20 protein-coding genes are annotated in these 19,645 nt (G+C 74.3%); 8 read left to right on the top strand and 12 right to left on the bottom strand.

The features are described 5' to 3' along the window. Positions 1–352 precede the first annotated feature (352 nt). Together DMB66_RS55665 and DMB66_RS55670 are read left to right on the top strand one after the other, a co-directional pair. Positions 353–2,416: a bifunctional diguanylate cyclase/phosphodiesterase gene (locus tag DMB66_RS55665; protein ID WP_125812110.1), complete on the top strand. Its 2,064-nt coding sequence runs from the start codon at positions 353–355 to the stop codon at positions 2,414–2,416. A gap of 29 nt (positions 2,417–2,445) precedes the next feature. Beyond that, positions 2,446–3,237 (top strand): SAM-dependent methyltransferase, encoded by a 792-nt coding sequence (locus DMB66_RS55670; protein ID WP_125812127.1) that lies wholly within the window; start codon positions 2,446–2,448, stop codon positions 3,235–3,237. A gap of 178 nt (positions 3,238–3,415) precedes the next feature. Here DMB66_RS55670 and DMB66_RS55675 read toward each other — a convergent pair whose 3' ends face one another. The 4 genes from DMB66_RS55675 to DMB66_RS55690 form a co-directional block, all read right to left on the bottom strand. Further along, positions 3,416–4,453 carry an LLM class flavin-dependent oxidoreductase gene (locus DMB66_RS55675; protein WP_125812111.1) on the bottom strand — a complete coding sequence of 346 codons (1,038 nt, stop codon included), beginning with the start codon at positions 4,451–4,453 and terminating at the stop codon, positions 3,416–3,418. Between the two features lie 33 nt (positions 4,454–4,486). Continuing rightward, positions 4,487–6,718: a bifunctional diguanylate cyclase/phosphodiesterase gene (locus DMB66_RS55680; protein WP_125812112.1), complete on the bottom strand. Its 2,232-nt coding sequence runs from the start codon at positions 6,716–6,718 to the stop codon at positions 4,487–4,489. A gap of 128 nt (positions 6,719–6,846) precedes the next feature. Next, positions 6,847–7,077 (bottom strand): hypothetical protein, encoded by a 231-nt coding sequence (locus DMB66_RS55685; RefSeq protein ID WP_125812113.1) that lies wholly within the window; start codon positions 7,075–7,077, stop codon positions 6,847–6,849. Positions 7,078–7,147: 70 nt separating this feature from the next. Continuing rightward, complete coding sequence (locus DMB66_RS55690; protein WP_125812114.1) at positions 7,148–7,909, bottom strand: SemiSWEET transporter; 762 nt, start codon at positions 7,907–7,909, stop codon at positions 7,148–7,150. 110 nt (positions 7,910–8,019) lie between these two features. On the opposite strand from DMB66_RS55690, the gene DMB66_RS55695 reads away from it, so the two are divergent. After that, on the top strand, positions 8,020–8,214 hold the full coding sequence (locus tag DMB66_RS55695; RefSeq protein WP_125812115.1) for a hypothetical protein: 195 nt from the start codon (positions 8,020–8,022) through the stop codon (positions 8,212–8,214). A gap of 85 nt (positions 8,215–8,299) precedes the next feature. Then, positions 8,300–8,569, top strand: coding sequence for a flagellar biosynthesis protein FliQ (fliQ, locus tag DMB66_RS55700; protein ID WP_125804468.1), 270 nt, complete (start codon positions 8,300–8,302; stop codon positions 8,567–8,569). Between the two features lie 64 nt (positions 8,570–8,633). Here the strand turns inward: fliQ and DMB66_RS55705 are convergent, their stop codons facing one another. The 3 genes from DMB66_RS55705 to DMB66_RS55715 are packed head-to-tail and all read right to left on the bottom strand — an operon-like array spanning position 8,634 to position 11,551. Then, positions 8,634–9,911 (bottom strand): hypothetical protein, encoded by a 1,278-nt coding sequence (locus DMB66_RS55705; protein ID WP_125812116.1) that lies wholly within the window; start codon positions 9,909–9,911, stop codon positions 8,634–8,636. Positions 9,912–9,948: 37 nt separating this feature from the next. Beyond that, a complete protein-coding gene (locus tag DMB66_RS55710; protein WP_199753217.1) occupies positions 9,949–10,599 on the bottom strand; it encodes a phenylalanine--tRNA ligase beta subunit-related protein in 651 nt (216 codons plus the stop codon). A 22-nt stretch (positions 10,600–10,621) separates the two neighbouring features. Next, positions 10,622–11,551 carry a DMT family transporter gene (locus DMB66_RS55715; protein ID WP_199753216.1) on the bottom strand — a complete coding sequence of 310 codons (930 nt, stop codon included), beginning with the start codon at positions 11,549–11,551 and terminating at the stop codon, positions 10,622–10,624. A gap of 77 nt (positions 11,552–11,628) precedes the next feature. Here DMB66_RS55715 and DMB66_RS55720 point away from each other — a divergent pair, with 77 nt between their 5' ends. After that, positions 11,629–13,014, top strand: coding sequence for a PLP-dependent aminotransferase family protein (locus DMB66_RS55720; RefSeq protein ID WP_233625545.1), 1,386 nt, complete (start codon positions 11,629–11,631; stop codon positions 13,012–13,014). Between the two features lie 15 nt (positions 13,015–13,029). On the opposite strand, the gene DMB66_RS55725 is transcribed toward DMB66_RS55720, so the two are convergent. Beyond that, positions 13,030–13,632, bottom strand: coding sequence for a TetR/AcrR family transcriptional regulator (locus DMB66_RS55725; RefSeq protein ID WP_125812119.1), 603 nt, complete (start codon positions 13,630–13,632; stop codon positions 13,030–13,032). Positions 13,633–13,705: 73 nt separating this feature from the next. Between DMB66_RS55725 and DMB66_RS55730 the strand changes: the two genes are divergently transcribed. From DMB66_RS55730 to DMB66_RS55740, 3 genes are all read left to right on the top strand, one after another. Continuing rightward, a complete protein-coding gene (locus DMB66_RS55730) occupies positions 13,706–14,533 on the top strand; it encodes a class I SAM-dependent methyltransferase (RefSeq protein WP_125812120.1) in 828 nt (275 codons plus the stop codon). Positions 14,534–14,596: 63 nt separating this feature from the next. Next, on the top strand, positions 14,597–15,082 hold the full coding sequence (locus DMB66_RS55735) for a nucleoside 2-deoxyribosyltransferase domain-containing protein (protein WP_158647687.1): 486 nt from the start codon (positions 14,597–14,599) through the stop codon (positions 15,080–15,082). Between the two features lie 48 nt (positions 15,083–15,130). Beyond that, complete coding sequence (locus tag DMB66_RS55740; protein WP_158647688.1) at positions 15,131–16,186, top strand: GGDEF domain-containing protein; 1,056 nt, start codon at positions 15,131–15,133, stop codon at positions 16,184–16,186. Between the two features lie 24 nt (positions 16,187–16,210). Here DMB66_RS55740 and DMB66_RS55745 read toward each other — a convergent pair whose 3' ends face one another. The 4 genes from DMB66_RS55745 to DMB66_RS55765 all read right to left on the bottom strand — a co-directional run. After that, complete coding sequence (locus DMB66_RS55745) at positions 16,211–17,008, bottom strand: IclR family transcriptional regulator C-terminal domain-containing protein (RefSeq protein WP_233625546.1); 798 nt, start codon at positions 17,006–17,008, stop codon at positions 16,211–16,213. A 4-nt stretch (positions 17,009–17,012) separates the two neighbouring features. Beyond that, on the bottom strand, positions 17,013–17,393 hold the full coding sequence (pcaC, locus tag DMB66_RS55750; RefSeq protein WP_125812123.1) for a 4-carboxymuconolactone decarboxylase: 381 nt from the start codon (positions 17,391–17,393) through the stop codon (positions 17,013–17,015). Continuing rightward, positions 17,386–18,153: a 3-oxoadipate enol-lactonase gene (gene pcaD, locus DMB66_RS55755; RefSeq protein WP_125812124.1), complete on the bottom strand. Its 768-nt coding sequence runs from the start codon at positions 18,151–18,153 to the stop codon at positions 17,386–17,388. The genes pcaC and pcaD overlap by 8 nt, the downstream gene beginning before the upstream one ends. A 559-nt stretch (positions 18,154–18,712) precedes the next feature. Beyond that, a partial coding sequence (locus tag DMB66_RS55765; RefSeq protein WP_255441572.1) for a lyase family protein occupies positions 18,713–19,645 on the bottom strand: 933 nt, incomplete at its 5' end.

A 19,645-nucleotide genomic window follows, 5' to 3' on the forward strand; every position in this document is an offset into this window, starting at 1 on the left:
GGCGCCGGGACGCCCACCCGAGCAGGAGCCACGCGATCCCGCCCCGGGGCGTCCGTCCGAGGAGGAGTCGCGCGATTCCGCTCTGGGGCGCGCGTCCGAGGAGGAGTCGCGCGATTCCGCTCTGGGGCGTCCGTCCGAGGAGGAGTCGCGCGATTCCGCTCGTGGGGCGTCCGTCCGAGGAGGAGTCGCGCGATCCCGTCCTGGGGCGTCCGTCCGAAGCGGAGCCACGCGATCCCGCCCCGGGGCGCGCGTCCGAAGCGGAGCCACGCGATTCCGTTCCGGGGCGCGCGACGGAGGCGGAGTCGCGCGCCCCGGTTTCGGGGCGCGCGTCCGAGGCGGAGGGGGATCGGTCATGACGTCACCCGACGAGCCGTTCTCGGCGGACGAGAGCGGCGGCCCGACCCACGCCATGATGATCGCGGCGCTCAATCAGATCCTCTCGGAGTGCGGCTACGACCCGGTGCCCGAGGAGGACGGGGAGCAGGCCCCGGCCGACCGGCTGATCGAGGACGCCCGGCACCGCGCCGACGGCATCGTCGCGGCGGCCCTGGAGACCGCGGTGCAATACACCGACGCCGCCCTCGACCAGGCCGCCCGTACGGTGCTCAGCGCCCGCGGCACGCCCGGCGGGCTCCCGGCCGGCGCCGACCCGCTGGAGCGGCCCGGGCCGACGGCCCGTGGCAGCGGCGGGGAGAGCGTGGGCGACATCTGGTTCGCCGCCACCGCGGCGGCCGGCGTCTATCTCCCGATCGCCGAGGACGCGGCGGCCCGGACCCTCGGGGCGTACGCGGGGTGGCTGCACGATGCTGCGAGCGTGAACCCGCCGGATCTGGACGCCGCCTACCGGGTGGGCGTGGAGGTCGTCGCCCTCGGCGTCGGCCGGCCCGAGGCGCTGCCCGCCTCGATGACCCTGGTCCTCGACCACCTCAGTGACGGCGACGCCGTGCGCGGCCCGGCCCGTCAGGTCGCGGGCGCCTTCGCCGCCGGGTTCGCCGCCGCGTTGCAGGCCCGGACCCTCGCCCAGCAGGAGTCGCTGCACCGGGCCACCCAGCGGGCCGCCCGCGAGTTCCAGTCCGCGCTGCAGCACAGCGAGGCCCGCTACCACCGGCTCGCCTACTACGACCCGGTGACCGGCCTGGCCAACAAGACCCGCCTCGTGCAGCGGCTGCGGCAGTCGGCCAACGGCGACGACCCGGCCCGGCACGTCGGTCTCTGCCTGGTCGACCTCGGCGGCCTGGCCGCGGTGGGCGAGCAGTTCGGCGCCGACGCGGGCGACCACGTGCTGGCCGAGGTGGCCCGCCGGCTGCAGCGCATCGCCCGGCATCCCGACTACCTGCTGGCCCGGCACAGCGAGCACACGTTCGTGCTGCTCGTGCAGGACAGCGGCGGCCTGCCGCACCTCGCGGAGCTGGCCGAGCGCCTGATCCGGGCGCTGGCCGAGCCGGCCTCGCTGCCCGGCACCGGGCTGACCGCGCCGCTGCAGTCCGCCATCGGGGTCGTCGACGTGCCCACCGCGGGCCTCGACGTCACCCGGGTCCTCCTCGACGCCGAGATCGCGCTGCGCCAGGCCCGGGCCGGCAGCTCCGGCTGGGCGGCGTACGACCCGCAGCCCGCGATCTCCGGCCGGCCGCGCGCCGCCACCAGCGTCGCCGGGCTGGTCACCGGCCCGCCGTCGTATCAGCCGGTGGTGCGGCTGAGCAGCGGCCGGGTCGCCGGGCTGCACACCCGGATGGCCTGGCGGCACCCGCACCTGGGCATCCTCGACCTGGGCCGGATCGGCCAGCTCACCGGCGACCGCGACACCACCACCCGGCTCGCGGGCAGCCTGCTGGGCCAGGCGTGCCGGCAGGCGATGACCTGGGACGGCGGCCGCAAGGGCCCGTACATCGGGCTGGACCTGCCGGTGCACCAGATCGGCTATCCCGACATCGTCGAGCTGGTGCGCGACGCGCTCGCCGGCAGCGGCCTGCCGCCGAAGCGGTTGCACCTGCACCTGTCGGGGCTGGACGCGGTGCCCGCCGGCAAACACAGCCACACCGTGCTGACCGCGCTCGCCGCCCTCGGCGTCCGGCTCGAGCTGGACGGCTTCGGCACCGGCGGCGGCAGCGTGGCCTACCTGCGTGAGCTGCCGGTGCACGGGCTGCGTACCCCGGCGTCCCTGCTGCGGTCGCCGAGCACCGGCCCGGAGGCCGACCGGAGGCTGCTCGCCGGCATGACCCGGGTGGCGCACGCGCTCGGCCTGCCCCTAACCGTGCACGGGGTCGACGACGACGACGCCCAGTCGCTGCTCGCCGGGACGGGTGTCGACAGCGCCCAGGGGCTGCGGTACGGGCCGCCCAGCACCCCGCACCAGGTGCCCGCGCTGCTGCGCCGGGACACCGAGCTCGTCGCGGCGGTCCGGCGGGTGGCCTCATGACAGACCACAGTGGAGTAGGCTTCCTCGGCATGGTGAACGCGGACGCGGACTTCTCCAGCCGGCCCAGCAGCGCCCGGATCTACGACGCCCTGCTCGGCGGCAGCCACAACTTCGAGGCCGACCGTGAGGCCGCCAAGCGACTGCTGTCGATGATCCCCGCCGCCGGCGAGATGGCGCGGGCCAACCGGGCGTTCCTGCACCGGGCCGTGGAGTTCATGCTCGACGCCGGGGTGCGGCAGTTCCTCGACATCGGCAGTGGCATCCCGACGGTCGGCAACGTGCACGAGATCGCCCAGCGCCGGTTCCCCGAGGCCCGGGTGGTCTACATCGACATCGACCCGGTCGCCGTCGCGCACGCCGGCGAGATCCTGCGGACCAACCCGTTCGCCACCGTGGTGCAGGCCGACATGCGGTTTCCCGAGGCGATCCTCGGCCATGCCGGCGTGCGGCGGCTGCTCGACCTGGACCAGCCGGTCGGGCTGCTGCTGGTGGCCATGCTGCACTTCGTGCCCGGCGACGACGCATACCCGGCGGTCGAGCGGCTGCTGGCGGGGCTGCCCGCGGGGTCGTACATCGCGATCTCGCACGGGGTCTCGGAGACCGCGGCCGACGCGGCCCTGGACGGCGTCGCCGACCTCTACCGGCGTACGGACGTCTCCACGGCGACCGGCCGCACCCGGCCGGAGATCATGCGGTTCTTCGGCGACGCCGTGCTGGAGCCGCCCGGCCTTGTCTGGGTGCACGAGTGGCCGGCCGGCCCGCAGGGCGACGGCGATCCCGGCGACATGGCGGTGGTCGCCGCGGTCGGGCGCAAGCCCTGAGCGGCGTCAGTCCTGGTTTTCAGCGGCTCGCGCACCCGGGGGAACGGCCTCACGGCGGTGGTCGCCGCGATCGGGCGCAAGCCCTGAGCGGCGTCAGTCGTGGTTTCCAGCGGCTCGCGCACCGGGGGATGGCCTCATGGCGGTGGTCGCCGCGGTCGGGTGCAAGCCCTGAGCGGCGTCAGTCCTGGTTTTCCAGCAGCTCGCGCACCCGGGGGATGACCTCGGTGCCGTAGAGGTTGATCGCTGACATCATCGTCTCGTGCGGCAGCGTGCCGGCCGAGTATTTGAGGTCGAAGCGCTGCACGTCCAGCACGCTCACCGTGTGGGCGATCTTCTGCGCCACGGTCTCCGGGGAGCCCACGTGCCAGGCGCCCTCGGCGATGTCCGCCTCGAAGCGCTCCCGGGTCAGCGGCGGCCAGCCCCGCTCCGCGCCGATCCGGGTGATCGAAGCCTGGGCGTGCGGCCACAGCGTCTCGACCGCCTCGCTGTCGGTGGCGGCGACGAAGCCGGGCGCGTGCACCGCGATCGGCAGCGGCCCGCGGCCGTACTGGTCCAGCGCGCGGTGGTACAGCTCGACGTACGGGGCGAAGCGGGCCGGGTCGCCGCCGATGATCGCCAGCACCAGCGGGAAGCCGTAGCGGGCCGCGCGGACCACCGACTCCGGGCTGCCGCCGACACCGACCCAGGTCGTGATCCGCCCGGACGCGGTCTTCGGGTAGACCTGCTGGCCCTCCAGCGGCGGTCGCACCGTGCCGTGCCAGGTCACCGCGTCCTCGCGGAGCAGCTCCGCCATCAGGTCGGCCTTCTCGGCGAACAGCCGGTCGTAGTCGTCCAGGTCGTAGCCGAACAGTGGGAACGACTCGGTGAACGAGCCGCGGCCCAGGGTGATCTCGGCCCGCCCGTTCGACACGGCGTCGAGGGTGGCGAACCGCTCGTAGACGCGGACCGGGTCGTCGGAGCTGAGCACCGTGACCGCGGTGCCGAGCCGGATCCGCCGGGTGCGGCTGGCGATCGCGGCCAGCACGATCTCCGGTGCCGAGACCGCGAAGTCGTCGCGGTGGTGCTCGCCGAGCCCGAACGCGTCCACCCCGGCCTCGTCGGCGAGCACGGCCTGCTCGACCACGTTGCGGATGACCTGCGCGTACGGCAGCGGCTCGCCGTCCGGTCCGACGGTGACGTCGCCGAACGTGTCCAGTCCGAATTCCACGGGCAGCATGTGTCGATCATGCCGCACCGGCCTTCCGCGCCGTTACGCAGCCGCGAGGCTGACCGTGCGGAACCGGGCGAGCATGGCGTCGAACTCGCCCGGGGTGACCGGCCGGCTGAAGTAGTAGCCCTGGATCGCCGGGCAGTCGGCCACCCGCAGCGCGTCCCAGTCCGCGACGTCCTCGACGCCCTCGGCGACCACGGACATGTTCAGCGAGCGGGCCAGCCAGAGCACGGCCGAGATGATCGAGGCCTTGCGCGGATCGGTCGCCAGCCCCGCGACGAACGAGCGGTCCAGCTTGACGATGTCGGCGGGCACCGACTGCAGCCAGGTCAGCGAGCTGTAGCCGGTGCCGAAGTCGTCCAGCGCGATCCGGACGCCCAGGGCCTTGAGCGCGTGCAGGCGGTCCTGCAGGTCCACGGAGTTGGACAGCAGCGCCGTCTCGGTGATCTCCAGGACCAGCCGCGCCCGGTTCTCCAGGCCGCTCGCCGCGAGCAGGCCGGCCAGCATCGGCACGAAACCGGGCTCGGACAGCTGCCGGGGGCTCACGTTGACCGACACGTACCCCAGCTCGTTGCGCCACAGGTAGAGGTGCCGGAGGGCCTGCTCCAGCACGTGCTCGCCGAGTGGGACGACCAGGCCGGTCTCCTCCGCGGCGGCGATGAAGTGGCCGGGCGCCAGCAGCTCGCCCTCGGCGGTCCACATCCGGACCAGGGCCTCGGCGCCGACGATCTGTCCGGTCGCGGGCGACACGATGGGCTGGAACCAGACCGGCAGGGTCGCCAGCCGGTCGCCGTCCAGGGCCTGCCGCAGCCGGGACTCGGCGGTGATCCGCTCCTGGACCGCCACCCGCATCTGGTAGTTGAAGATCTCCAGCCGGTTGCCGCCGGCGCGCTTGGCCGCGTACATCGCGGTGTCGGCGGAGAGCACGGCCTGCTCGGCCTGGCGCGGCCCGTGTGCGACGGCCAAGCCGATGCTCAGCGCGATCTGCAGCTCGGTGCCGGCGACCGGAAGCGGCTCGGCGAGCGCGGCCAGGACGGCCCGGCCCACCCGCAGGCCGTCCTCCAGCGAGCCGGGCAGCGCGACCACGAACTCGTCACCGCCGAGCCGGGCGACCAGGGATCCGGCCGGCACGGTCCGCGACACCAGGGTGGCCAGCTCCCGCAGCACGTCGTCCCCGGCGGCGTGGCCGGAGCCGTCGTTGACCGTCTTGAACCGGTCGACGTCGAGGTAGAGCACCGACGCCGGCCCGGCCTCGGCGGTGAGCATCGCGAGCAGGTCGACCTCGAAGGCCGCGCGCGACAACAGCCCGGTCAGCGAGTCCTGGCGCACCTGCAGGCGCAGCTCGGCCTCGTGCTCCTGCTGCCGGGTGACGTCCAGGCAGTGTACGAAGACCAGCCGCAGCTTGCCGTCGCGGTCCCGGAGGCCGTTGCTGTGCACCTCCACGTACATCACCGAATCGTCGTCGAGCCGCCGGTAGGCCGTCGTGAACGTCACGGGGTCCGTCGCCTGCGTCAGCTTCTCGAAGATCCCTACCTGGGCGGGATCCACCGGCACGATCGGCAGGTCGGCCACCGAGAAGCCCGGGGGAAGCTCGGCCGGCAGGCCCAGCCAGGACCGGTACGCCGAGTTGGTGCGCAACAACCGCCCGTCCGGGGCGAGCATCGCCATCGGCACCGGCGTCTCGTCGAAGGCGGCGCTGAGCTGTGCCCGGCTCTCCGCCAGGTGGTCCTCGGCCCGGCGCTCCTCGGCCTCGGTCAGCCCCCAGGCGACCACCTGGAACGCCGCCGCCAGCAGCACCGCGAGGCCGTGCAGCAGCGCCCAGGTCCACGGGTGCACGATGGCGTCGTGGTGGTAGTAGGTGTGCTCGCCGTAGATCGTGCCGAAGACGGCGTGGTGCAGCGTGGTGCTGACCAGGAATGCCCCGAAGGGCGCCCAGTCGCGGTACAGCGCCAGCGCGGCGACGGCGATGAAGAAGGTGAAGTGCGACTCGGTCAGCCCGTCGCACATGGCCACGAAGCCCGCGCAGGCGACGGTGAAGCCCGCCGCCACGGAGATCGAGGGCAGCCGGCGCCCGGGCAGCACCACCGCACCCACGACGCACGGCAGGATCAGCAGGACGGTCAGCAGCCAGCCCGTGTCGAGCCCGGCCCGCACCGCGCCGAACGCGGTGAGGGCGAGGACGCCCGAGGCGAGCAGGAGGGTCAGCAACCGATGGCGACGAGCCCAATCCTCGTCGCGCACTCCGCCGCCGGTCGGCAGCCACCCGTGCATATGCGAACTCCTGTCTCGTCAAACGTTGCGGCAGCCTGATCGGCGTGCGGCGCCCGGGTATGAGAGATAGGAGGAGTCGTACCGTCCGGCGGGATCAGGCCTCCTGGACCGTCGACGGCCCGGTCAGCTCACCTCACCAGGTCCAGGATCGCCAGGACGATCCCCACGGCGAACGGGATCAGCGCGAGGACGGCGACGATGCGCATGATTCTGCGCATGGTCGGGCTGCCTCCGGTGCCCTCGGCGAGGCGGCCCATCATCTCCGTCTGCGCCTCGATGGAGAACGGGTTGGTGCTCGTATCCACGTAGCTGCGCTTCAGCCACTCCCGGTCGGGGTTCGGATCCTGAATCGTGCCCATGCCCACAGTGTGCGTGACGGCGCAAGGGGCAGGACGAAACAGGCTCGCGGGTGACCGGCCGTCGGGCTGGTCAGGCCGGGGCGAGTTCCCGGGACATCAGGCGAGCCGCCCCGTAGACCGGACGGGCCGTGGCCGACGCCGGGCGGACGACGCGGGTGGCGTGTGCTGCCCGGAACACCGGGGCCGCGACCACGACGGTCGCCGGCGTACGGGCGGCGGCGAAGAGCACCCAGCACACGATGAGCGCGCTGCCCAGGCCCACCAGCGCGGAGAGCCAGACGGCCGGCTGCCCGGTCGCCAGCCCGTACGCGGACCACGAGCCGCAGGCGACCGCCGCGAGCCACCAGCGCAGCGGGGACAGGCCGCCCAGGTCCTGCCGGCGGTCGCGCAGCAGGGACAACGGCTGGGGGATCGAGCCCAGGATGGCGCTGACCGCCAGCGCGGCGCCGAGGAAGGCCGCGGCGCGGGTGCCGCCGATGCCGGTCAGCAGGCCGGCGGCCGCGCTGCCCGCCGCCGCCGCGAGCACACCGGCCGCGCCGGCGGCGCTGATCAGCAGCGTGCGGCCGGTCCGCAGCTCGCGCTGCCGGATCAGCACCGTCACCAGTACGGCGAGCCCGGCCAGCCCGGTCACGGTGTTCGTCACGACCTGCACCGTCTCGCCGGTCAGCAGACCGTAGGTGATCCATCCGACCGGCATCACCGCGCCCTGCCAGCAGGCCGCCGCCGACAGGCCCTGCGTGCGGCCCCGGGCGACGGAGCGCCACACCTGGGGCCAGGGGAGAACGATGGACAATGCGGCGCCGAACCAGCCGAGGAGAGCGATGAAGTGCATGATCCATATCCGGTCGAGGTGATGGGACCGGCCGGAGCGTTCCGGCCACCTGCCCCATCGGCGCTCCCGGTGGACCTGCTGACACGATCCATCCGTGACAGGTGACACGCGTGGAAGCCACCGATTCGCACGCGGAATCCCGGAGGGCCGACTATGGCGACGCATCCGCTGATCGACCCGCACCGGGGCGCGCCGCGGCGGACCCGCGCCCGCTGGACCACCTCGCCCGGGCGGGCGTGCCGCCGGAGGTGGCCCTGACCAGCGACACCCGGACCCGTCCGCCACGGTTGCTGGCGGTGACTTGAGGTTTCCGCGGGGGTGAACCGAATGGCAACCGGGGCGCCCCCGTTCTGCGCTCGGTGGTTTCGCTGGGGTCCCGAAGGGGATGGCATGACCGACACGCAGATCGTTGAGCTGGGTATGCAGGCCATGACCATCGCCGCGAAGATGTGCGCGCCGGTGCTGGTGACGGCGCTGTTGATCGGGTTCGCGATCTCGTTGTTCCAGTCGGTGACCCAGATTCAGGAAGCGACGTTGTCGTTCGTCCCGAAGGCGGTCGGTGTCGGTGCGGCGATCTTGTTCTCGGGTAACTGGATGCTGCACGAGATGGTGACGTTCACGACGCAGCTGTTCGAGAAGATCCCGACGCTGATCGGCTGATCGATCGCAGTGCGAAAGGGCCGCCCGAGAGGGCGGCCCTTTCGCGTCTCGGCCCCGATCAGGGTCAGGCGGCGCCCGCGGCCTTGACCAGCGCCACGGTCTGGTTGATCGTCGCCGCCCGGTCCGCCGCGAACGCGTCGTCGATGATCACCAGTGGGTCGGCGGGGTAGACCAGGGCCGAGATGTGCAGATGCCCGCCCGGAATGTCCGCGCCGCCCAGCGCCAGCCGCAGCCGGTTGGACCGGTACATGCTCTCGTTCGACAGGTAGCTGCCGCCACCGCCGGACTGCGCCTGGGCGCCGGGCGTCGGCCCGCCGTTGTGGCACCGCACCGCCGCCGGGTCCGGGCGGGTGCCCGCCGGCCATTCGCACAGTCGCGGGTTCAGCGCCGTCGGCCACGGGCCGGTTCCCGCCGCCACCATCGCCGCGTGCGGCAGGGTCGTCTCGATGAACTCCGGTTGCGGCTCCGGTTGCGGCCAGCGGGGCGCCGGCGGCACCGGCTGCGGCACTCCCTCGTTGTTGTTGTCCGGCGAGCCGCCGCGCCACGCCCCGGCCCACTGCTCGATGTTCATCAGGCCGCGGTTGCCCTGGCTGATCGTCATGATCAGGTCGGCGCGGTCGCGGGAGCGGGCCGTCAGGTGCGGGCCGAAGGCGTCCTCGACAATGCCCGCGTCGAAGCCGCTCCACGTCACCGGCAGCATCACCGCCCGCACCCGGATCTCGCGTCCGCCGGCGGTGTATCGCAGCCCGTCCAGCTGCAGCGCCGACGCCCCGGACGGGTTCGAGCGGCGGATCTCCCCGTTCAGCTGGTACGGGTCGAAGCCGCTGACCAGCACCTTGCCGGCGCCGGGTGCGAAGCCGGTCGAGGAGACGCCGCGGGCGGCGTATTCGTAGGTCTTGAGCAGGCTCGCGCGCTGCGCCTCGGTGAGCCCGAACGCGGGCCGCCACTGCCGCACGTCGCGGGTGCCCATCAGCCTGGTCCAGTAGAGCGGGCGGTCGTCGTACCGGTCGATCGTGCCCATCCGCAGCTTGCCCTGCGCGCGCAGCACCGCCACCTGCCACAACTGCGCGCCGCGGCGCTGCAGCTCCCGCCGCGCGTCCGCGATCGACCGGCTCCGGCAGAGCGCCTTCGTCAGCCCTTTCGCGTACGGCGTGAAGCCGCCCGCCTCGACCAGGTGGTAGGGCACGCGGGTCCCGCCGGGCAGCGCCGGGGTCTCGATCCGGCCCTCCTCGTACGTGGTCGGTGCGCCGCGGTCGAAACACTCCCGGCCCGCCGCGGCGGTGGCGGTCTGGGGAACCGCCAGCAGTGCCGCGCTGACAGCGATGACGGTGATCAGGCGCATCGGACCTGCCTTCAGCAGAGGGCATCGACAGTGGTGACTATATCGGGAAACCGGGCGCCTCCCGGGTGAGAACGGACACCCGCCCGGCACCGAGCGCCCCGGCCAGCGCGGCGGTCACCCGGGCGATGTCGGCGGCCGCGGTGTCGTGCAGGGCCTCGGTGACGATCAGCGCCGTGGTGGTGTCCGCCGTGACCGCGGAGAGGCCGCTCTGCCGGTTGGTCCACCGGCGGGCGTGCGCGTTGCCGGCCGCGTCGGCGAAGGTGATCTCGCCGGGCGCGGGATGCTCGCGCTCGCCGCCGAAGGTCAGGTAGGTCTCGTTCCCGGTCGCGTAGCGCACTTCGAGGTCGCCGTCGACCTTCCCGGTGTCGAGCGCGGCGACCGGCACCGCGTACGCGGCCGAGACGGCGTTGCAGACGTCGACCAGCGGGTGCACGCGGGGCAGGTCGCCGTCGCGCCGGAGGCGGCGCAGCAGGGACTCGGAGGCGCAGCGGTACCGGGTCGCCTTGACACCCAGGGCGGTGAAGGCCCGCCGCCAGGCCTGGATCTCCGGGAACCGGCCCTCCGGGCCGGCGGCGAGGCGGTCCCGGGCGGCCTCGACGTGCCGGCCGAACGCTTCCGCGGCGCGGTCCTCCTCGAGGGGCGCCGAGACGAGCAGCGCGCCCGCGGCGAGGCCGGGAAGTCCCGCCAGACGTCGTCGTGGTGCCGGAACATCAGGTGAGCTCCCCGCCGGTCGCGGTCAGTTCGGGCACCCGCCGGGTGGGGGCGGGCGGCGGCGCGGGGTCCCGGGCCGGGCGCAGGCCGATCGCCAGCCCCAGAGCGACGACCGCGATGCCCGCCCAGACCAGTGGCCGGGGCGCCGGTCCGCCCAGGGCGACGCCGGTCAGGGCGGCCGCGATCGGTGCGATGCCGGTCAGCAGCCCGGTGGGCCCGGCGCCGACCCGGGACACGCAGGCATACCAGAGCACGAAGGCCAGTGCCGTCACCGCGATCGCCAGGTAGGCCCCGGCGATCAGGTCGCTGCCGGTCAGCCGGCCGGCCGCCGCCGGTCCTTCGTGAAGCACGCCCAGCACCGCCAGCATCGCCGCGGCCAGCCAGGTGGTGTGCACCGACACCCCGACCGGACCGTGCCGGCCCAGGACCGGCACCGCGAGCAGGGTGAACGCCGCCTCGCCGGCGAAGGTCACCACCGCCCAGGCCAGCCCGGTGCCGTCGGTGCGGCCCAGGCCCTGCACGAGGCCCGCCCCGACGGTCACCACGACCGCGCCGGCCAGGACCGCCGGCGCCGGCCCGCGCCCCTCCAGCAGCGGGCCGGCCGCGGCGAGCAGCACCGGTACGCAGGCCACCGCCACGCCGAGCACCGCCGGTTCGGCGTGCCGGGCGCCCTGCACCAGGGCCAGGTTGAAGATCACCATGCCGGTCGCGGCGATCCCGGCCAGCCAGAGCCACTCGGCGCCGCGGGGGCGGGTCAGCCGCGACCGGGCGAGCCGGGCGAAGCCGAGCAGCAGCAGGCAGGCCAGGGCGTAGCGCAGGGACTGGATCGTGAACAGCGGCGCGTCGGTGATCTCGGCGGAGACGGCGACGCTGCCGCCGACGAAGGACATGGCCGCGGACCCGGCGGCGAGGGGTAGGAATCGGGACACGCAGACCATGCTCGACCCGCGTATGGTCCTTCTAGAAGGACCAATCCCGCGGCTGAGGAGTGGACCAAATCGACTTTTTGGAACTGCATCCCGGCGCGGCGCCGGCCAAGGGCGTCACGGCCTGGCTGGCCGAGGCGCTGCGGGCCGCGATCGGGGACGGCCGGCTCGGCGCCGGGGCGCGGCTGCCGGCGACCCGGGTGCTCGCCGGGGATCTCGGGCTGTCCCGGGGCGTGGTCGTCGAGGCCTATCAGCGGCTGACGGACGAGGGGCTGCTCAGCGGGCGCACCGGCGCGGGCACGGTGGTGACCGGGCTCGCGGCGCAGCCCTCGGCGCGGGCTCACCCGCGCGAGGCGTCGGGCATGCGGTTGCCGTTGCCGCCGTCGGCCGGCGTCGATCTCGACCTGTCTCCGGGCGTACCGGATCTGTCGGCCTTTCCCCGCGCGGCCTGGCTGCGCGCCGAGCGGGCGGTGCTCGCCGCCGCGACCAACGCCGATCTGGGGTACGGCGACCCGCGGGGCAACCCGAGGCTGCGCGCCGAGCTGGCCGGCTGGCTGGCGCGGACCCGTGGCGTGCAGGCCGGCACCGACGACCTCATCGTCGTCGGCGGCGTCGCGCAGGCGCTCGCCCTGCTGTCCCAGACGCTGCGGTCGCGGGGCGTCGCCGAGATGGCGATCGAGGATCCGGGCTCGCGCGGGACCCGCGACGAGCTGGCGCACTGGGGACTGCGGCCGGTGCCGGTCCCGGTCGACGACGAGGGGCTGCGGGTCGACCTGCTGGCCGCGACCGGGCTGGAGGCGGTGCTGCTCACCCCGGCACACCAGTTCCCGACCGGGGTGGTGCTGAGCCCGGCCCGCCGCCGGGCCCTGCTCGCCCTCGCCGGCCTGATCATCGAGGACGACTACGACGCCGAGCACCGCTACGACCGGGCCCCGGTGGCCGCCCTGCAGGCGTCCGCGCCCGACCGGGTCGCCTACGCCGGCAGCGTCTCCAAGTCGCTGGCGCCGGGCATGCGGCTGGGCTGGCTGATCGCGCCGCGCGCGCTGCACGCCGACCTGGTCACCGCCAAGCACGCCAGCGACCTCGGCAATCCGGCGCTGCCGCAGCTGGTCTTCGCCCACCTGCTGGCCTGCGGCGACTACGAGCGGCACCTGCGCACGGTGCGCCGCCGCCAGGTCCGCCGCCGGGACGCCCTGCTCTACGGGCTGCGCGAGCACCTGCCGCAGGCCCGCGTCGAGGGCGTCGCCGCGGGGCTGCACCTGCTGATCACGCTGCCCGGGCCGGCCGACGACACCGCGCTGGCCCGCCGGCTGGAGGAGGCCGGGGTGCGTGCTCACCCGCTGTCCTGGCACCGGCTGCTCGACGGGCCGCCCGGCCTGGTGCTCGGCTACGCCGCGCTGTCCCCGGACCTGCTGGTGGAGGCCGCCCGGCGGATGGGCCGCGTGCTGGCGGCCCGCGCCCGGTAGCGAACGGCTCGGCCGTCAGAGCAGCCGCCGTTGCACCACGTCGGCGAGCACCGTCGTCACCAGCCGGGTGAGGGTCTCCCCGGCCGGCGGACCGGGGTCGCGGTCGGCGAACAGCAGGTGCCCGCCACCGACCAGGGCGAGCGTGAGTGAGTCGACGTCGGCATCGGCGGCGATGCGGCCCAGTTCGCGCTCGTCGGCCAGGTAGGCCGAGACCGCGGCCGTGGCCTGCGCGAGGATCGCGATGCCACCGCCGGGCCGGGCCTGCCGCAGCCGCGCGCGCAGGTCGTCCCGGAAGGTGATGAGCGGGATGATCGCCACCGGAACCGGCCCGAACAGGGTGCTCAGCGCGCTGGTGAGGTTGCCGGCCACCGTGGCGGTGCCAGCGGAGTCGAGCAGCGCCCTCGCCTGGGTCTCGAGCCGCGCGGCCCGGTCGAGCACGAGGCCGGCGAGGAAGTCGTCGAAGTCGGTGAAGTGCCGGTGCAGGACGCCCTTGGCGCAGCCCGCCTCGTCGGTGACGGCCCGGCTGGTCAGCCCGGCCGGCCCGGCCCGCAGCAGCACGCGTTCGGCGGCGTCGAACAGCTGCTGCCGTACGTCGCGCAAATGCACCCCAGTCGGCACTCGCAGATCCTCTCGATACGTCAACCGGTCGTCGATCCTTGCCGAGTGGGCATGCGCCCACTAAGGTGGGCGCATGCCCACTTTACCGCCGGAGCAACCAGGACCGCCCCCGGCCCGGCCGCACGAGGCCCGGCAGACGGCCGAGTCGTTCGGTACGGACGCACAACGTTACGACCAGGCCCGACCCGGCTACCCCGATGCCCTGGTGGCACGGATCGTCGCCGGGAGCCCGGGGCCGGAGGTGCTCGACGTCGGCACCGGCACCGGCATCGCCGCCCGCCAGTTCCAGGCCGCCGGCTGCGCGGTGCTCGGCGTCGAGCCGGATGCGCGGATGGCCGATGTCGCGCGAGCCGCCGGCCTGCCGGTCGAGGTGACGACGTTCGAGGCCTGGGCGCCGGCCGGCCGGACCTTCGACGCGGTGATCGCCGCCCAGTCGTGGCACTGGGTCGATCCGGTCGCCGGCGCGGTCAAGGCGGCCCGGGTGCTGCGCCCGGCCGGGCGGCTGGCGATCTTCGGGCACGTGTTCGAGCCACCCGCCGAGGTGGCCGAGCCGTTCGCCGCCGCCTGCCGCAGGGTGGCACCGGACCTACCGTTCAGCGATCAACCGGCTCGGCGCCCGCTGGAGGTCTACCGAGCGGGGTACGCGGCGGTCGCCGACAGGATCCGCGAGACGGGGCAGTTCGGCGAGCCCGAACACTGGCGATTCGACTGGGAGCGGGACTACCCACGCGACCAGTGGCTGGCCCTGCTCCCCACCACCGGTGGTCTCACCCGGCTGGCGCCCGACAAGACAGCCGCCATCCTCGATGCGGTCGGGACCGCGATCGACGCGCTGGGCGGACGCTTCACCATGCGGTACACCACCCTGGCGACCACCGCCGTGCGGACCGGCGGCTCCTGACCGGCGGCTCCTGACCGGCGGCTCCTGACCGGCGGCTCCTGACCGGCGGTTACCGTGGCAACCGTGCGACACGTGCGGCCACCACAGTCCTATGACGGCCCGGGCCCGGCGCTCTTCCTCGCCGGTGGGATCACGAACTGCCCGGACTGGCAGTCCGAGGCCGCGGCGATGCTGCGCGACACGCCCGGGCTGACCGTCCTCGATCCGCGCCGCGCGGTCTACGCCCCGGACCTGCCGAACGCCGCGGCCGAGCAGATCACCTGGGAGCACACCCATCTGTGGCGCGCCGACGTGGTGCTGTTCTGGTTCGCGCCCGGCGGCAGCGTGCAGCCCATCGCCCTGTACGAGCTGGGCGTCCACGCCACCCGCGGGGTCCCGCTGGCGGTCGGCGCCGACCCGGCGTATCCGCGCCGGCTCGACGTCGAGGTGCAGCTCGACCTGGCCCGCCCCGGCCTGACCGTGCACGACACGCTGGCCGGCACGGTCGCGGCGGCCAAACGGCTCAGTACGTCGGGGCAGCCACCGGTGATCGGGGTCCACGAGCCGTAGGCGGATGCACTACGGTCGGTTGATCACGGTGTGGCGAAGGGAGCGCGGGTGACGGCCTCCGATCCGCATCTGCAGGCCCTGCGGGCCCTGCACGCGGTGACCAAGCGGGTGCACGCCAGCCTCGACCTCACCCAGACCCTGGAGGCCGTCGCGAGCGGGGTCGTGGAGGCGTCCGGCTTCGGCCTCGCCGCCGTCAACCTCGCCGAGGACAACGGCGACTACACCACCGTGGCCGTTGCCGGCAGCGACGACCTGCGCCGCGAGCTGCTCGGCAGCACCGGCTCGGCGGCGACCTGGCGCGAGCTGTTCCGCCGCGCCGAGCGCTGGGGCTCGCTCTACTTCGTCGACCACCACCGGGGCGTACCGGAATCGCTCAACGCCTGGGTGCCTGACATCGCGGCCCCCGACGACCCGGCGCTGTGGCACCCGCTGGACTGCCTGTTCGCGCCGCTGATGGCGTCCTCCGGCGAGTGGCTGGGCGTGCTGAGCGTCGACCTGCCCGACGACGGCCGCCGCCCGAACGCGCAGCAGCAGGAGATCCTGGCCTTCTTCGCCGAGCACGCCGCGATCGCCATCCAGCACGCCCGGCTGCACTCGCAGCTCGAACGCAGCCAGGCCGAGGCGGAGTACGCGGCCACCCACGACAGCCTCACCGGCCTGGCCAACCGCGCCCTGCTCAAGGCCCGCATCGACGCCCTGCCCGCGCTGGGCGCGCCGCACGTCGGGGTGCTGGTGGTCGACCTGAACGGCTTCAAGAAGGTCAACGACGAGGCCGGGCACGAGGCGGGCGACGAGGTGCTGCGGATCGTCGCCCAGCGGCTGCGGCACCACCTGCGCGCCGACGACCTGCTCGCGCGCACCGGCGGCGACGAATTCGTCGCGGTGCTGGCCGGCGAGGACCTCTCCGGGGTGCTGCCGGGCACCGCCCAGCGGCTGCGCGAGGCGATCGCCGAGCCGATCTGCGGCACGACCGGCGTGTACCGCATCGGCGCCAGCGTCGGCTACGCGCTGGGCCACGCCGGCGAGGACTACTCCCGGCTGGTCCCGGCCGCGGACGCCGCGATGTACCGCGAGAAGCGGCGGTCCGTCGCGCCGGTGCCGTGAGGCACCGCGTGTAGCGGCGGTGGTCTAGCGCGCCGGTGCCGTGATCCGCAGGTCGGCGGTGATGCGTGCGGCGGCGGCCAGCAGCGGCGGCAGCAGCTCGGCCCGCATCGTGGCCACGGAGGTGCGGCTGGCGTGCACGGAGACGTTGACGGCGGCGGTCACGGCGCCGGAGCGGTCGAACACCGGGGCGGCCATCGACCGCAGGCCCTCCTCCAGCTCCTGGTCCACGATCGCGTAGCCCTCCTCGCGGACCCGCCCCAGCTCGGCCCGCAGCTCGTCGACCGATCCGACGGTACGGGCGGTGAGCCGCTCGACGCGCACCCGGGCCAGGTGCGCCGCCACCTGCTCGGCCGGCAGGTTCGCGATCAGCACCCGGCCCATCGACGTCGCGTACGCCGGGAACCGGGTGCCCACGTTGATCGCCACGGCCATGATCCGCCGGGTCGGCACCCGGGCCACGTAGACGATGTCGTCGCCGTCCAGCACCGACACCGACGACGACTCGTGCACCTCGGCGGAGAGCTGCTCCAGGTGCGGCTCGGCCACCTCGGGCAGCGACAGGCTGGACAGGAACGCGTAGCCCAGTTCGAGCACCCGCGGGGTCAGCGAGAACAGCCGGCCGTCGGTGCGCACGTAGCCGAGGTCGGTGAGGGTGAGCAGGAAGCGCCGGGCGGCGGCCCGGGTGAGGTCGCAGATCCGGGCGACCTCGCTGAGCGTCAGCTCCCGGTGGTGGGCGTCGAAGGCCCGGATGACGGCGAGCCCCCGTTCCAGGGACTGCACGAAGTAGGGCTCGCGGGCCTCGTCGTCCATCGCTCGCGTCACGGCGTCACGCCGCGGATCCGCCGTCGGCCAGGGCGGCCTCGGCGATCTTGAAGGCGGCGTTGGCGGCGGGCACGCCCGCGTACACGGCGGTGTGCAGCAGGACCTCGGCGATCTCGTCCGGGGTCAGGCCGTTGCGGCGGGCCGCGTGCACGTGCATGGCCAGCTCTTCGTGGCACTGCAGGGCGGTGAGCAGGGCCAGGGTGAGGCAGGAGCGGGTGCGCCGGTCCAGGCCGTCGCGGGTCCACACCTGACCCCAGGCGGTCCGGGTGATGAAATCCTGGAACGGCGCGGTGAAGGCGCTGGTGCCCGCGACCGCCCGGTCGACGTGCGCGTCGCCGAGCACCTCGCGCCGCACGGCCATGCCGTCCTCGTAGTAGTCAGCCATCGAGCGCCTCCAGGATGAGTCGGTTCGCGGTCTCGGCCTGTTCGTAGCTGGCCAGGTGCGCCGCCTCGGCGACGACCTCGAGCCGGGCGCCGGGGATCGCGGCGGCGATGGCGGCCCCGTGCGCGGGCGGGGTGGCCGGATCGTCGGCACCGGCGACCACCAGCGTGGGCGCGACGATCCGGGGCAGATCCGGCCGCAGATCCATCTGTTCGACGGCCGCGCACGCTCCGGCGTACCCGTCCGGCGGGGTGGCCGCGACCATGTCCCGCAGCCGGCGCAACTCGCCGGGGTGGGCCGCCGCGTAGCCCGGGGTGACCCAACGGCCGACGACGGCGTCGGCGACCGCACCGGTGCCCTCGGCCCGCACCAGGGCCGCCCGCTCGATCCACCCCGACGGCGGCCCGAGCAGCGCGGACGTGCAAAACAGCAGCAGCCGGTCGACCCGGTCGGCGGCATGCGCGGCGAGCCACATGGCGGTCATCCCACCCAGCGACAACCCGCAGACATGGGCCCGCGCGACCCCGAGCCGATCCAGCAGCCCAAGCGCGTCGCGCCCGAGATCGCCCAGGGCATAACGACCCGGCGGTACGGGCGAACGACCGTGACCGCGCGCGTCATACCGGATCACCCGGAACCGCGCGCTGAGCGCGGGAATCTGCGGCTCCCACATGCTCAGATCCGCGCCAAGCGAGTTGATCAGCAGCAGGGCAGGCGCGCCCGGCGGGCCATCCACACGATGGTGCACCGAAACCGCACTCATCGCCAGCCCCCCGAAACGCCATCCCGGCCCGGTACGGCCCGGCCCGGTACGGCCCGGCCCGGTACGGCCCGGCCCGGTACGGCCCGGCCCGGTACGGCCCGGCCCGGTACGGCCTGGCTTGGGACGGCCTGGCCCGGTACGGACTGGCTTGGTGCGGCCTGGCTTGGTGCGGCCTGGCTTGGTACAGCCTGGCTCAGTACGGCTACGGAGTTGTTCTCCGGTGCCGCCGCGCCCGGCCGGCGGATGCAATGGTCGCTACTCGCTTTGCTCTGCTTCCCCATAGGAAACACCTGGTGTGGGATGCGCGGGTTGCGGCTTTGAGGGTGATGCCGGGCATCGGCCGGAGGGTGTTTCCGATAGGGAAGCAGAGCAAAGCAACGTCGGAGGTGAGGCTCTGCCGCCGGGCGGCGAGCGCCGAATGCTATGCCTGGTGATCGAGACGAGCCTCGATCCGGCGCCGAGAGGTGGCGGGGGACCACGAATCGCCGCAGCAGTGTCTGTGAGGCCTGGCTCGGCGCGTGGGTGCCGCTGTCCGCGTGGCGGATTCGTACGGTCGCGCTCATCGCCGGGCCGCCCGCAGGGCGCGGTCGATCAGGGCGTTCGCGCTGCCCACATAGGTCTCGGGGGCGAGTAGTCCGGCGAGGCGGGACGGGCTCAGGTGGGCGGTGATCGCCGGATCCGTGCGCAGGTCGCCGCGAGCGACGGCCGCCCGGACCACCGCGTGGGCCTCGGCGCCCAGGGCCGGGCGCAGTGCCCCGGCGACCCGTTCGGCGAGCAGCGCGCCGTGGGTGAGGTCGAGGTTGGCGCGCATCCGGCCGGTGTCGACGCGCAGGTGCGCCAGCGCCCGGCGGAGCTGGTGTGCGGCCGAGCCGGTCGAGGTGAGCAGGGCGCGTAGCGGTTGCCACTCGGCGTGCCAGTTCCCGGCGGCCCGCTGGTGCTCGTGGGCCATGGCGGTGAGCAGCGTGGCGACCAGCCCGGGCGCCTGGGCGGCCGCGGCGGCGGCGCTGATCGCGGCGATCGGGTTGTGCTTGTGCGGCAGCGTCGACGAGCCGCCGCCGTCGCCGCCCTCGGCCATCTCACCCACCTCGGTCTGGGCGAACAGGGTCAGGTCCCGGGCGACCTTCGCGACCGCCCCGGCGGCGGCGCCGAGCGCTCCGGCCAGGTCGGCGATCCGGGTCCGCTCGGTGTGCCACGGCAGGTCCGGCTCGGCCAGCCCCACCTCGGCGCTAAAGGCGGCCAGCAACCGAAGCCCGACGTCGGCACCATCGGCCGGCTGGTGGGTAGAGAAGGCGTCGGCCGGTTGGTGGGTGGAGGGGGCGTCGGTCGGTTGGTGGGTGGAGGGGGCGTCGGTCGGTTGGTGGGTGGAGGGGGCGTCGGTCGGTTGGTGGGTGGAGGGGGCGTCGGTCGGTTGGTGGGTGGAGGGGGCGTCGGTCCGGTTGGTGGGTCGGAGGGGGCGTCGGTCGGTTGGTGGGTCGGAGAAGGCGCCGGCCGA

This window comes from Actinoplanes sp. ATCC 53533, from assembly GCF_003947245.1.

Excerpts from the sequence above, each read along its gene's own strand:
- fliQ (WP_125804468.1), top strand. The coding sequence starts at position 8,300 with ATGACCGACACGCAGATCGTTGAGCTGGGTATGCAGGCCATGACCATC.
- pcaD (WP_125812124.1), bottom strand. The coding sequence starts at position 18,153 with ATGAGTGCGGTTTCGGTGCACCATCGTGTGGATGGCCCGCCGGGCGCG.
- DMB66_RS55705 (WP_125812116.1), bottom strand. The coding sequence starts at position 9,911 with ATGCGCCTGATCACCGTCATCGCTGTCAGCGCGGCACTGCTGGCGGTT.
- DMB66_RS55730 (WP_125812120.1), top strand. The coding sequence starts at position 13,706 with ATGCCCACTTTACCGCCGGAGCAACCAGGACCGCCCCCGGCCCGGCCG.
- DMB66_RS55680 (WP_125812112.1), bottom strand. The coding sequence starts at position 6,718 with ATGCACGGGTGGCTGCCGACCGGCGGCGGAGTGCGCGACGAGGATTGG.
- DMB66_RS55665 (WP_125812110.1), top strand. The coding sequence starts at position 353 with ATGACGTCACCCGACGAGCCGTTCTCGGCGGACGAGAGCGGCGGCCCG.
- DMB66_RS55685 (WP_125812113.1), bottom strand. The coding sequence starts at position 7,077 with ATGGGCACGATTCAGGATCCGAACCCCGACCGGGAGTGGCTGAAGCGC.
- pcaC (WP_125812123.1), bottom strand. The coding sequence starts at position 17,393 with ATGGCTGACTACTACGAGGACGGCATGGCCGTGCGGCGCGAGGTGCTC.
- DMB66_RS55675 (WP_125812111.1), bottom strand. The coding sequence starts at position 4,453 with ATGCTGCCCGTGGAATTCGGACTGGACACGTTCGGCGACGTCACCGTC.
- DMB66_RS55670 (WP_125812127.1), top strand. The coding sequence starts at position 2,446 with ATGGTGAACGCGGACGCGGACTTCTCCAGCCGGCCCAGCAGCGCCCGG.
- DMB66_RS55690 (WP_125812114.1), bottom strand. The coding sequence starts at position 7,909 with ATGCACTTCATCGCTCTCCTCGGCTGGTTCGGCGCCGCATTGTCCATC.